This is a genomic window from Pallidibacillus thermolactis (genome assembly GCF_025660415.1).
GTDB lineage: Bacteria > Bacillota > Bacilli > Bacillales > Caldibacillaceae > Pallidibacillus > Pallidibacillus thermolactis.
In genome coordinates, this window is the sequence record NZ_JAOUSE010000023.1 from 1 (window position 1) to 12893 (window position 12893).

At 34.5% G+C, this 12893-nt stretch carries 14 protein-coding genes; 7 read left to right on the top strand and 7 right to left on the bottom strand.

Annotated elements, in window-relative coordinates:
* Positions 1-383 precede the first annotated feature (383 nt).
* From OEV82_RS08590 to OEV82_RS08600, 3 genes are read left to right on the top strand one after another with little or no spacing between them, the layout of a single operon-like run.
* Positions 384-674: a CC/Se motif family (seleno)protein gene (locus OEV82_RS08590; RefSeq protein WP_263061614.1), complete on the top strand. Its 291-nt coding sequence runs from the start codon at positions 384-386 to the stop codon at positions 672-674.
* A gap of 44 nt (positions 675-718) precedes the next feature.
* Positions 719-1255, top strand: coding sequence for a hypothetical protein (locus OEV82_RS08595; protein WP_263061615.1), 537 nt, complete (start codon positions 719-721; stop codon positions 1253-1255).
* Positions 1252-2865, top strand: coding sequence for a carbon starvation CstA family protein (locus OEV82_RS08600; RefSeq protein ID WP_263061616.1), 1614 nt, complete (start codon positions 1252-1254; stop codon positions 2863-2865). The genes OEV82_RS08595 and OEV82_RS08600 overlap by 4 nt, the downstream gene beginning before the upstream one ends.
* A 76-nt stretch (positions 2866-2941) precedes the next feature.
* On the opposite strand, the gene OEV82_RS08605 is transcribed toward OEV82_RS08600, so the two are convergent.
* Entirely contained in the window at positions 2942-3589 is a 648-nt protein-coding gene (locus tag OEV82_RS08605) for a glycoside hydrolase domain-containing protein (RefSeq protein WP_263061617.1), read from the bottom strand.
* A 225-nt stretch (positions 3590-3814) separates the two neighbouring features.
* On the bottom strand, positions 3815-5170 hold the full coding sequence (locus tag OEV82_RS08610; protein ID WP_263061618.1) for an MATE family efflux transporter: 1356 nt from the start codon (positions 5168-5170) through the stop codon (positions 3815-3817).
* A 275-nt stretch (positions 5171-5445) separates the two neighbouring features.
* Here OEV82_RS08610 and OEV82_RS08615 point away from each other — a divergent pair, with 275 nt between their 5' ends.
* On the top strand, positions 5446-6132 hold the full coding sequence (locus tag OEV82_RS08615; RefSeq protein ID WP_263061619.1) for an SIMPL domain-containing protein: 687 nt from the start codon (positions 5446-5448) through the stop codon (positions 6130-6132).
* Between the two features lie 100 nt (positions 6133-6232).
* On the opposite strand, the gene OEV82_RS08620 is transcribed toward OEV82_RS08615, so the two are convergent.
* Together OEV82_RS08620 and OEV82_RS08625 are read right to left on the bottom strand one after the other, a co-directional pair.
* A complete protein-coding gene (locus OEV82_RS08620; RefSeq protein WP_263061620.1) occupies positions 6233-6526 on the bottom strand; it encodes a hypothetical protein in 294 nt (97 codons plus the stop codon).
* A 525-nt stretch (positions 6527-7051) separates the two neighbouring features.
* On the bottom strand, positions 7052-7672 hold the full coding sequence (locus OEV82_RS08625; protein WP_263061621.1) for a DUF3298 and DUF4163 domain-containing protein: 621 nt from the start codon (positions 7670-7672) through the stop codon (positions 7052-7054).
* A gap of 533 nt (positions 7673-8205) precedes the next feature.
* Here OEV82_RS08625 and OEV82_RS08630 point away from each other — a divergent pair.
* On the top strand, positions 8206-9537 hold the full coding sequence (locus OEV82_RS08630) for an oligosaccharide flippase family protein (protein WP_263061622.1): 1332 nt from the start codon (positions 8206-8208) through the stop codon (positions 9535-9537).
* Positions 9538-9588: 51 nt separating this feature from the next.
* On the opposite strand, the gene OEV82_RS08635 is transcribed toward OEV82_RS08630, so the two are convergent.
* The 3 genes from OEV82_RS08635 to OEV82_RS08645 all read right to left on the bottom strand — a co-directional run bounded on the left by OEV82_RS08635 (position 9589) and on the right by OEV82_RS08645 (position 11915).
* The gene (locus tag OEV82_RS08635; protein WP_263061623.1) at positions 9589-10152 is read right to left on the bottom strand and encodes a beta-class carbonic anhydrase; all 564 of its coding nucleotides are present in this window, start codon (positions 10150-10152) and stop codon (positions 9589-9591) included.
* A 105-nt stretch (positions 10153-10257) separates the two neighbouring features.
* Positions 10258-10572, bottom strand: coding sequence for a YbjQ family protein (locus OEV82_RS08640; RefSeq protein WP_173659936.1), 315 nt, complete (start codon positions 10570-10572; stop codon positions 10258-10260).
* A gap of 104 nt (positions 10573-10676) precedes the next feature.
* Positions 10677-11915 carry an aminopeptidase gene (locus tag OEV82_RS08645; RefSeq protein WP_173659934.1) on the bottom strand — a complete coding sequence of 413 codons (1239 nt, stop codon included), beginning with the start codon at positions 11913-11915 and terminating at the stop codon, positions 10677-10679.
* Between the two features lie 192 nt (positions 11916-12107).
* On the opposite strand from OEV82_RS08645, the gene OEV82_RS08650 reads away from it, so the two are divergent.
* Positions 12108-12431, top strand: coding sequence for an MGMT family protein (locus OEV82_RS08650; protein WP_173659932.1), 324 nt, complete (start codon positions 12108-12110; stop codon positions 12429-12431).
* Positions 12432-12455: 24 nt separating this feature from the next.
* Positions 12456-12830 (top strand): DnaJ family domain-containing protein, encoded by a 375-nt coding sequence (locus tag OEV82_RS08655; protein ID WP_173659944.1) that lies wholly within the window; start codon positions 12456-12458, stop codon positions 12828-12830.
* Positions 12831-12893: the final 63 nt, after the last annotated feature.

Sequence of the window (12893 nt, forward strand, 5' to 3'; positions counted from 1 at the left end):
ACCAAATGATCTTCTGGAACCAATTGATCAAGAGCCACCATTTCCAATTGATTTCGATTATTGTCTGTACGCTTCGATAACATCCTAAATTTCCCCCGTTAACCAAGAATTCTATCCCTATTAGACAAAAAAAGCCTGTAGATTTGGCCACTAGTTAGGGACTTTGTCTACAAGCTGAAGCTATCCGTTAGACGGATAGCTTTTTATTTATTAAAATAATATAAAATATTAATTAAATTTTGGATATTAATCTATAAAAAATATAAGTCTCATTTTTAAAAAACTATTTCAATTTTCTTAAGGCTTTTGTATTATAAATATAATAACGGTCAATATATCAGAAAATTCTCATAACTTTCCTGTTCATTAAAGGAGGAGGGTGTATGGAGCTACAAATATCAATAGATGAAAAGGCGCAAAATTTTTTATCAAAAAAGGGAAATATGATGACAATATCAAGTATATGTCTAGAAAGCTGTTGTGTTCCTATTCATGAAGTTGTAATCCAATATACAAAGCCAGAAAAACTTCAGATGTTTAAAGAAATAAAATTAGGAAATATTTCTCTTTTTATAGATAAAAAACTAGAGTTTAAAGATCGTGTTATTAAATTAAAACATTCAGGATTTGGTCCCTTCCAAACCATTCAAGTAGATGGATTGACAAGATTTTAAATATTAATCCTACATCTCTTATAACAAGCTATGGAGGTTTCAACGTGAATGAAGCAAATAAAATATCCGGTTTTGTCAATGAATTAGCTAATAAGTATACCCCTTTCTTTGATGTATATCGAGATGAGAAATTAAATGATTTTTCACTACCATTCATGGCCATTTATAAAAGACGAGACGAACGATACATGATTTCAAAAAAAATAAAGGTATATGGTGTTGAAAATCAACAGCTCGTCTTTACGTCAATTTGCCATAATCAGATTTCAATAGAACATATGCAGCGTTTTCAAAAGGCAGTAGAAGAAAATATGTTTGAATACATTCCAGATGACAACGAACACATGTCAACCATCATCTTATGCATTACCGTTACAGATCAGCAAGTCGATAAAACGATAATAAAGGAGGTGAAGCGTTTTAGAAAACTGAAATTTCTAAAATTTGGTTTTCATGGATGGATAGAAATGTATAAAGTTTTAATCAATCTTAAAGATTACACGGTCTATGTCCATCCGAAAGGAAAGCCCTTTGTCAAATCCATTGAAAAATTGCTAAAGGGGGAAGGGATTCAATTATGAGTGGAATTTTATTAATGTTAATTTCTGCTATTATCTTTATTGTTGCTTATTTTACGTATGGAAAATATCTCGATAAAAAATTGCAAGTCGATCCGAATCGTAAAACGCCGGCGATTGAAATGGCTGATGGGGTAGACTATGTAGCCGCAAATAAGCCAGTTCTTTTAGGTCACCACTTTGCAACGATTGCTGGAGGAGGACCTATTGTTGGACCAATAACGGCTGCCGTTTTTGGTTGGATCCCAGCGGTATTTTGGATCATTTTAGGAAGTATATTTTTCGGAGGTGTTCATGACTATACATCACTTCAAGCTTCTATTCGTCATAAAGCGCAATCAATTGGAACAATTATTAAAGAATATATAGGTAAACGTGGACAAACGCTATTCTTATCTTTTTCAATTGCCACTATTATTCTGATTGTCGGTGTTTTCTGTGTTTTAGTTGCTGATACATTTGCTGCTCAACCTGCTGCTGCTACAGCTTCATTATTGTTTATAACCGTAGCAATGATATTTGGATTTGCAGTAAACCAAATGCGCGTGAATTTTGTAGTAGCAAGTATAATTGGCGTCATTGTTATGTTTATGTGTGTTTGGTTAGGTATTCTTTTCCCTATTCAATTTAGTGCATCTGTATGGATTTTTATTTTACTTATATATTCATATGTTGCTTCAGTCTTACCAGTTTGGGTTCTATTACAACCTCGTGATTACTTAAACTCATATTTACTGTACGGAATGATGTTAGGTGGATTTATCGGAATTATAATTACCAATCCAACCATTCAAATGACTGGATTTACAGGATTCTATAATGATACTTTAGGTCCACTGTTCCCGATTTTATTTATCACTATTGCGTGCGGTGCAATTTCAGGGTTTCATTCTCTTGTTGCCAGTGGAACAACAGCAAAACAGCTTGATAACGAGAAAAATGGTCGTTTTATTGCCTATGGTGGTATGTTAATTGAAGGTTTTCTCGCTATTATCGTTATTATATCAGTTGCATATTTAACATCTGGTGCATTTTCAGAGCGTTTAGCTGAAGCCGGAGGTCCAATTCCAACCTTTGCGTTAGGATTAGCCCATTTTATGAATGCCTTTGGATTACCAGAGGCTACGGGTGTTACCTTTGTTTCTTTGGCAGCCTCTGCTTTCTTAATGACAACTTTGGATTCGGCAACTCGCTTGGGTAAATATGCTGTACAAGAGTTTGCAGAGGGAAGAAGTAAGTTTTTCCATAATCAACATGTAGCAACCGTTGTTATTGTTGTAGGTGCAGCTGCATTAGCTTTTTCCGGAACTTGGGCAGACCTATGGCCACTATTTGGATCTGCCAATCAAATGTTAGGTGCATTGGCATTAATGGCCGTCAGTGCATGGTTAGTTAAAAGAGGCATTAAATCCATGTTCACACTTATTCCAATGGTATTCATGTTTATTTTAACGCTTTCAGCGCTTGGCGTTTTAATGTATCAAAACTTTGCGACTAGTAACTGGTTATTAACGATTTCTGGCTTCATTTTATTTGTACTATGTGTATTCTTAATAATTGAAGCTTGGAACTCTTTTGTATCAAATAGGAAAGATACATCTGTGAAGGCATAATTTCCCGTATTTACAAATGATGGTAGTATGGATTCAATAATATCCTACTACCATTTCTTTTTATGATCATACATGCTTACCAAAGTAAATTATATAACTTTCGTTCAATTAAGTTCGTATCAAATGAATGAGTTTCTATGTCTCGACCATATTGCCAGCCCCACACATTTGCTCGACTCGATGGTTTAATCGGATTGAAAGGGGGGGATTCAGAACGTTTTGTAGCCTCTAGTTCAGGTGCTGCACTCCATAAGATTAATTGATTCGCTACTTTTGGATCGTTACGAATAGCATTACAATAGGCAATGTTAAAGTCACCTTGTACAGGATTATAATATATTCCCGACCGATAACCACAAGGGATGAGAACATCAACATATCCTCTAATCCATTCCTCATCAATAAGAACGAAAGGTTCGACACTAGCAAATAATATAGTACCCTCAGGAATGGCAAGTCGTCTTGCATGAAAAATGGTATTGATGCCTACCGTTCTTCCTTGTTGGTAACCAACTGCTTCTTTAACACCATTATAGATCGGTAATACTTTTGTTCCATTGTTGTGTAGTAGCTCAACTTCTTCTTTTGTTAGTCCTTCGGCACGACCTTGGACAGTAGATAAAGATCGTCCCCAAAATTCTGGTTTTCCGAAATTATACATAACGTAATGATACAATTCATTTGTCACTTTAGTAGCTGAATCAACTCCCCAATGGGCACACATAAAAAAACCTCCATTCAGATCAAACAAATAGGCTTTTATACCATATCATATGGGAGGTAGTGAAATTCAGCTACATGATTTTTCATAAATGTTAAAAATATAATGTATTATTTTCCATAAATTCCTATATAGGGACTAAAATGTTAATGATGGACGATCAGGCAATACAAAATAATGGCATACTGATCAACCTTAATGGAAAGATCAATATGCCATTACGTTCAACTAGTTATCAAATTTTATCACTGCTCTTCTTTCCCACGGTCTACCTTTCCAACGTTTCAAGGCAAATAACCCACGAACCCATTCATCAATACCTTGGGCAAGCCATATACCAAGTAGTCCTAAACTGAAGGTAATACCAAATAAATAACTAAGGCTAACAGCTAATCCCCACATACAAATAATTCCAATGACGACAGGGAATCTAACATCACCAGCTGATTTTAAAGCTCCCATTAGGACAATATTCATTGCTCGACCTGGTTCTATAAAAACAATTGCCCATAAAACTGGTAATGCAACTGCAATAATTTCCGGATCGCTCGTAAATACTTTCAATAAAGAATCCCCGACTAAGGCGATGAGAAGAGACGAGAGTAATGAAACGAACATAGAAATTTTTAATGTTTTGATTCCTCTTTTTACCGCTTGATCAAATTGTTTTCCGCCGATATATCGAGCAATTAAGATTTGTGTTCCTTGAGCAATAGCCATTGTAAATAAGAAACAAAGCATCGATAAATTTAATATATAAACGCGAGCAGATAGGGCTGCAGAACCAAGGATGGCAACAAAACTTGTAATCATAATTTGTGAAAATTGATAGGAAAGGTTCTCTCCTGCTGAAGGTACACCGATAGATAATAAGTTTTGGATATCTTTCTTGTTAAATTTAATAAAATCAGTGATTGCAATTTTCAAAGCTAATCGTTTATTTACAATGAATATGAAAGCAAAGACAGCGAAAATACGTGCAATGACAATAGACCATGCAACACCAGTAACACCGGTAATAGGTAAACCGAAAATACCGGTAACGGATAATATATTTCCTATAACACTAATACCGTTCATGATGACGGTGATTACCATTGCGTCTTTTGTATGTCCGTGACTGCGTAAGATAGCGCTAAATGCCAGCGAGATCGCTTCTAAAAACAAAGAAAGACCTGTAATTTTTACAAATGTAGCAGCATATTGAAGCACTGCACCTTCCAAGCCGTAAAAGGCAAGGAATGTGTCACAAAAAATAATAGCGATAATTGTAACTCCGATTCCAACCCATAAGTTAAAACCAATACTGGATCGGGCAAGTCGTCTCGCTATATCAAGACGATTCGCTCCAATGTTTTGACCAATTAGAATGGTCGCTCCAATTGCTGTAATATTAAACACTAATATGGCAATATTCAATATCTGGTTGGCAACTCCAACGCCTGCTACAGCATTATCCGAATAGTGACTTAACATGAGCGTGGCAATAATCCCAATGCTCATGTGTAAAGAAAGTTCAATAAATAATGGCCAAGTTATACTAAAAAGCGACTGGTCTTGATATTTATTTTTTTCTTGTGTCATCGTTTTTCCCGTCCTTTTAATAAATTGACTACAAACCATTATTCTATATCTTTTTATGGAAAAATGTAATCGAAAAATGCAACAAAAAAAGAATTTTTTTAATGGTGATTAGGAGTGGGAAATAATCGCTATAATTTGGATAATAGATTCCATATGTAAAGCATATTTTTTATTATATAGATTTTTTTATTAGTGACAGATCAAATTTCATGAAATAAAGAATGGTAAATTCAATATTACAGTTGGTATATTGATTTATTAAAGGAGAGATAAATTTGCTATATGGATACCCATATCGAAATTCAATTCCTATTCAGGTATCACCACGAAGGGAAGTCAATGTAATTACGATTAGTGGAGAAGGAATGGTTTTGGTACAACCGAACGTTGCTTACATCACAGTTGGAGTTGAGACAGAAAGTAAAAATCTGCAGGCAGCTCAAGCGGAAAATAGTCAGATATCAGCTAACGTTATTCAAGCAATCTATCATTTACAAGTCCCACAGGAACATATTCGCACGACTGAATATCGAATTAATAATGTGTACGATTATGTGGAAGGCAAGCAAATATTTCGAGGATATGAAGTACGTCATTTATTGGAAGTGAAGGTAGAAGAAATTGCCCAAGTTGGGGAGGTTGTCGATGCAGTTGTTAAAGCAGGGGCTAATGTTATTTACAATGTGCGTTTTGATATCACAAATCGTTCAGAACGGTATAATGAAGCTTTAGTATTAGCGTTAAGGGATGCACAAAGTAAGGCGCGAACCATATCTGGAGCACTGGGAGTCAATTTGAATCCAATTCCATTTGAAATCACTGAAGCAAAGGAAGGTATCGTACCTGTTCCATTTCAAACTTTTGAGGCTACAAAAGTAGCCGGAGTCAGTACTCCGATTGAACCAGGTCAACTACAGATAAGGGCCAATATTATTGCGAAGTTTGCCTATTTATATACTTAATTAATTCAATCCTATCTATTAAGGATTATCAAGGCAAAGAACATACCGTTCTTTGCCGAATGAAAAGAGTAAGAGTTAAAGGGAGATTGCCATTGTAAAATTATTCTTCGCTATCCGTTGTTTCATCCTCATTTTCAAAGGAATCTTCATACTCAAGCTCATTTTCTGATTTGTCGGACTCTAACTCATTATCATTTGATGGCAAGTCAGATTCTAACTCACTATTGGTTGCCGGTTGATCGTCAGCATCTAAACTTGAATCTGTATTATCTGATTCAGATGGTATTGAATCTACTGGTTGATCTTCTGGTGCTTCTTGACTGTTACTACATGCTCCTACAAACAAAAGGGCAAGTGTTACTAATGAAATGACGAAAATTTTTTTGAATTTCATCATATCCCTCCTTAAAATAATTTGCTAGTGGAAACACAACTCCTTTCTATATTGAAGTTACTGTTATTATATACAAGCATTATTACGAAAATTGTCGATTAACTTATTTCTAAATGACTTTTAAATAAGTTGATAAATATGTTGATAGAAGGAAATGTAGTTTTCAAATATTAATAGATCGTGATAAAAGATAGCGAATTGTAAAAAAGAATGATTTTTTAGATTGATCTTACAAAAAGAGGTTGTCCAACAAGTCTTAAAAGTAATTTTTATTCTTGAAGTATGAGTTGGCGGAGACTCCAGCGAGAAAACAAGAGCCGAAGATGTGCTTGTGTGCTTTAGATGATGAGGTCGTGCTACTGGATCGAGTCCGCCAACATACCAAAAAATTAGACTTTCTGGACAACTTTTTTTGTTGTCATTTTAGTGTTCATTCTCATCAGCTACTAAGGCAGTGGAATTACCCGTTCTGGTTGAATAATCTTATTTTTATAATGTCGCTTGTTATGGTCCTTTGAATTGAAATTAATTACCTGCAAGCATTTTACCGAGCGGTCCATTTTCATCAATAATATCTTGAATGTCGTAAATAGAAATAGGAAACATTGGAAAACCATAGGCATAAGGCACTAAATCGTACAGCTGAAAATATATGACGACTGTTTTATCGGCAATATAGAAATCTTGGTCAGGCTTTATCTCTCTAAATTCATTGATTATAGGTAAATCCCGCTTTTTAATTTGTTCTTTAATTATCCTTGAGATGATTTCAATATAATTGCTACCAGGTTTAAATAAGTCCTTTAACTGGTATTGTTTACCTGTTATAACATTAAATGTTAATGCCTCCAAATATGTCATACCGTGGGCTGCACGATCAGGATAAGCATAATTTGATAAGGTGAGACTTAAAATATCACGCTGATTATTTTTTATTTCAAAGGAACCAACCATTTCAACTATAACGGAGGGCATATTTCCAAATTGTATATCCATTAATTTTTGTGTGTGGTTGATAATTGTTCGATTGATGTGTTGTTCAATTTGCCTGTTTTTTAACTGTGTGACTTGTGGATAATATACATATTTTTGGGGTCCATCACTTACCTTCATAGTTTGAATAGTGACAGGAAACGAAATGGGCATAGACCTCTTCCTTTCATTTTTTAACTATTGTATGCAAGAAGAGGGGGATGGTATCTAAATTCTTGAGAAAGGGAAAACATCAGAAACTGTCACTAAACTCATATATCAACATGTCTCGCCCATAAATGAACAATCCGATAATAATAGCTTTATTATGAAATAAGTATTTCGAATCTAATAAAATGCGGCTTTCTCCTTTCTGTCATTCGTTATATTTTGGAATGTATTCTAGTGAATCCTCTTAACAAAATAATTAATTATTAAATTTCCAAAGATATGTGAATTCGTGACAGTAATTTCTTTAAATTAAAAGGTACACTAGTGAAAACGTTAGAAGCAATTATATTTTCAGTCCATACTTTTATGATAAAAGTGTGATGACTTATGTAGTGAAAAATAGTCAAATACTTGTTTGTAATCGTTTGTCCTGTAGTGACTGTATAAATAAATGTTAATAATAATTGGAATGCTTGTCACATAAATATGGTATAGAGAATAGATTTCAGGTTATAGAAATAAAAGGAGAAGAATGTATGAATTCATTTTTGCGCGGGACGATCATTTTAGCTGGAGCAGCCTTTATTAGTGAATGTATTGAGTTTTTAATTAATTTAACATTGGCAAAGGAACTTGGGGAGTATGGAATAGGTCAATATATGACCGTTATTCCGGTGATCGGCTTACTTATGATTATTGCTAGCTTTGAGTTAGATATATCCGTTTCTAAATTTGTTGCAGAACGAGAAGAGAAGTACCATTTAACATTGTTACGTTTTGCGATGAAACTTACATTCCTCATCATGACTGTATTGCTAACAGGAGTAGCGATCATGTTTATTTTCTTCCCATTATTTAGTGAGATTCACCCAGCCATACGCTGGTTAATTTTATTATTGATTCCGATATTAACCGTTGCGTCAATTGCTCGAGGATACTTTATGGGGATACAAAAAATGAGTAAGATTGCGACCGCTAACCTTTTTAGGAGAGGAACTCATCTGTTTTTGCTCGTTTTGTTGTTTCAATTGTTTGATTTTGAATTAGAAATGTCGATTTTAGTAGCTTTATGTGCAATCATTGGTAGTGAATTACTTGTGTTGATTTATTTAATGTCTGCCTATTTTATGCAAATTAAATATTTGAAAAGTCGCCCGGTCGAAAGGATATCGAAAAATAAAATATTAAGAAGTTTAATGGAAGTTTCGTTGCCAACAACAGCGATGCGAATCTTCTATGCGGTAACGCATGCGATTCAACCTTTTTTTATAAAATTTATCCTTGTTTCAGCAGGACTTTCAATGAATGAGGCTACAGAACATTTCGGAATGGTAACAGGGGTCGCTATGACCATTGGATTTTTCCCGGCGTTTATTGCTCATTCTCTTAATACAGCACTAATTCCCAATGTTTCAAACGCTTTTGTTAACACTGACCAGTCCCGGCTTGTTCGTTTATTACGACAAGTAATTGGCTTAACTATGCTTTATGGTGTCCCAGTTTGCTTTCTATTTTATTATTTTGCGAATCCTTTAACGAGTATGTTTGTTAAATCAAGTATGGCATCCTATTATTTACAATTGATGTGGCCATATTTTCTACTTCATTACTTTACGATTCCGTTACAAGCTTTTTTAATTGGAATGGGGATGGTTAAACATGCTTTTATCCATAATATTTGGGCAACAGTAGTAACATTTGTGATTATGTATTTATTTGGTTCAAGCAGTGTTTTTCAAATGGATGGTGTAATTTTAGGAATGAATACTGGGGCGATGGTATTGATGTTATTGCATTATTTTGTTGTGTGTAAAAAAATCGGTATCTCACTTACATTGAGCAAAAAGGAGCCAATGTATTATGAATAATAAATGTAGTTATGCACATATAAGAGGCATCCAAAAGTGGACACCCCTTGTTTATTTTTCATATCCTTCAACAACTAAATCTAATTTACCCGTTTTCGGGTCAATGACTAAGCCATGAACAGGAGTATCGGGTGGAAATAGTGGATGGTTTTTGATTGTACTTACACTTTTTCTTACGCTCTCTTCTACATTTCGAAAGCCTGTTAACCACTTTTGTAACTCTATTCCTGACGCATTCAGCGTATGCAATGTATCTTCGGAAATTCCCCGTTCCATCATAATTTTTGTCATTTCGTCGGGGGCTAAATTGGCCATCCCACAATCATGGTGTCCAATAACCATTACTTCTTTCGCTTTTAAAGTGTAAATAGAAACTAAAATACTTCTCATTATACTTCCGAATGGTTCTGTAATTAAAGCTCCCGCATTACGTAAAATTTTCGCATCACCATTTTTTAAGTTCATAGCATCGGGAAGAAGCTCGAGGAGTCTTGCATCCATACAAGTCAGGATGACAAGGCGTTTATTTGGATATTTATCTGTCTCATATTTGATATATTTTTGTTCTTGAACAAACTTTTCGTTATGCTTTAAGATTTCTGAAAGAATGGTCACTTATAACTCCCCCTACAAGAATCGACTAGTATCATGTCTAAATCATAAAATAGTTGATTGTATCATTTATTTTACTAAGGAATAAAATTAATTTTATATAACTTGCTAACGAACAACTACTGCTGTTCCGGTTGCGATCACCATCATCATACCGTCACGCAGCGTCTCAAAATCTAAGTCAACACCGACAACTGCATTTGCGCCTAATCTTTTTGCTTTTGTGATCATTTCTTCAATTGCGTGTTCTCTTCCTTCTGATAATTTATCTTCATAGGCTCCTGAACGACCACCAATAAAGTCCGTTACACTAGCCATAAAGTCTCTAACCACGTTCGCCCCCATAATGATTTCTCCAGAGACGATACCCTTATATTCAATAATATCTTTACCTTGCAAAATATCTGTTGTAGAGACAAGCATCTTTTTCCCTCCTAAAAATTAATTAATAATTTTACGTCTTTGATTAGAGAAAAGTTTCATCGCGTAGCGGGAAAATTAATTTTTTCATGTCGAGGAACTTTAAGTTAAAATACGATCGCCCAGTTTCCATTTCTAAAAATAGGTTCTGCTTGACCGTCTTTCGTTATACCATCGATATTCATTTCACTTGATCCAATCATAAAATCAACATGGACGATACTGTGGTTTACTCCATTTCTCAGTAACTCCACTTGGCTCATTTGTTTCCCGCCTTCAACACAGAACGCATAACCACTGCCAATGGCCAAATGATTTGAAGCATTTTCATCAAATAAGGTACTATAGAATAAAAGATTTGAGTGTGATATCGGAGAGTCGTTTGGGACTAGGGCAACTTCACCTAAATATTGGGACCCATCATCAGTATTGATTAATTCTTTTAAAAGAGCTTCTCCTTTTTCTGCTGTAACATCCACAATGCACCCATTTTCAAATTTTAAAGTGAATTTTTCTATTACATTTCCACCATAAATTAACGGTTTTGTACTTGTTACATAGCCGTTGACATCGTCTCTTTGTGGAACAGTGAAAACTTCTTCGGTTGGTAAGTTCGCCATGAATTCGATACCTTCTGAGTTAATACTACCTGCTCCACACCATACATGTCTTTTTGGCAAACCAATCATTAAATCTGTTCCTGGAGCAGTAAAATGTAGTTTTTGATATTTTTTCTTATTTAAATAGTGAACAGCTTTATGGAGTTGCTCATTATGTATTTTCCAAGCTTGCATTGGATCTTCTTGATCTATACGGCAAGTTTTAAAAATTACATCCCAAAGTTTTAAAACGCGGTCTTTTGGTGGCACTTCTGGGAATACTTTATCAGCCCAAGCTTGAGTTGCGGCCCCGACAATAGACCAGCTCATGTAATCTGATTGTACCAATTGTTGAAATCTTTTTAAGGCTGTTGCGGCTGCTTTTTTGGATTTGGAAATCCGTTTTGGATCAACTTCGCAAAGTAAGTCAGGGTTAGGTGAATCAATGGAAAGGAAAGCGGCTCCTTGTTCAGCTAGTTCATTACGTTCCATCGCTTGGTAGTGCGGATAATTATCAAAGACTTCATCAGCTGCATAGATATATTTTAATTTCGTAACTATATCATCTTTCCAGTTCACACGAACTTCTTTGGCTCCGGCTTCATAAGCTTTTTTTACAATTAAACGAATAAACTCAGCATTTTCAATAGATCCATTGACAACGAGTACTTGTCCTTTTTGAATGTTGACACCGACTTTAACAGCAAGTTCTGCGTATTTTTCTAAATTATTTTGAAATTCACCCATTAAGAATCCCTCTCTATTAAATTTTTTATTAATTTATTTTATCAAAAGTTGTCAATTAATGGTAATCTATTATTATTATAAAACTGAAAATTTTGAAATAAACTTATAGGATTTGAGTATATGTTTCGAATTGTCTTTTTAGTTAATTGTTAGCATAAACTCGTTAAATATAAAACTATAAGGATGATGCAAATGACTCCATTTACGGAAAAAGTCATACAAATCATAAAATCTATACCAGAAGGAAAAGTTATGACTTACGGTCAAATTGCACGTTTAGCCGGAAGCCCTCGTGGGGCAAGACAAGTTGTTCGTATTTTACATTCATTAAGTGAAAAATATCAATTACCTTGGCATCGTGTGATTAACGCAAAGGGTGAAATAGCCTTTAAAGATGAAGAGTTACGCTTTAAACAGATTACGTTATTATTAGAGGAAGGAGTTGTCGTTGATAAACATGATCGAATTGATTTAAGGACATATCGTTATCATCCACTGAATGATCTTTTTTTATGAGTTTATTAAAGGAGGGAAAGTATGATGGAATTCTGGCGAATTGCTGATGACAAAATAAAGAAGGCATATGAAGAAGGGGAGTTTGACAATTTACCTGGATTTGGAAAACCATTGGAGTTAGATGACGATTCGGGTATTCCTAAAAACTTACGAATGGCCTATCGAATTTTAAAAAATGCAGGTTATAAATCGGAAGAAGATAATGAAATAAGAAAAGAGATAATGACCATTGAGGATTTAATTAAATCTAGTACAAATGAGGAAGAACGTGAGCTTCTTGTGAAAGACTTGAATAAAAAGCTGCTGCAGTATAACGCCCTACTATCAAAACGAAGAATAAAGACGAATTCAACAGTGTTTAAAAACTATCAAAATAAGATCGAAAACCGGTTGTTATAATAAAACTAAATTTCCCATCATTTTCTAATTTTTACAGGTTGATGATGATTATGTATAAAGAAA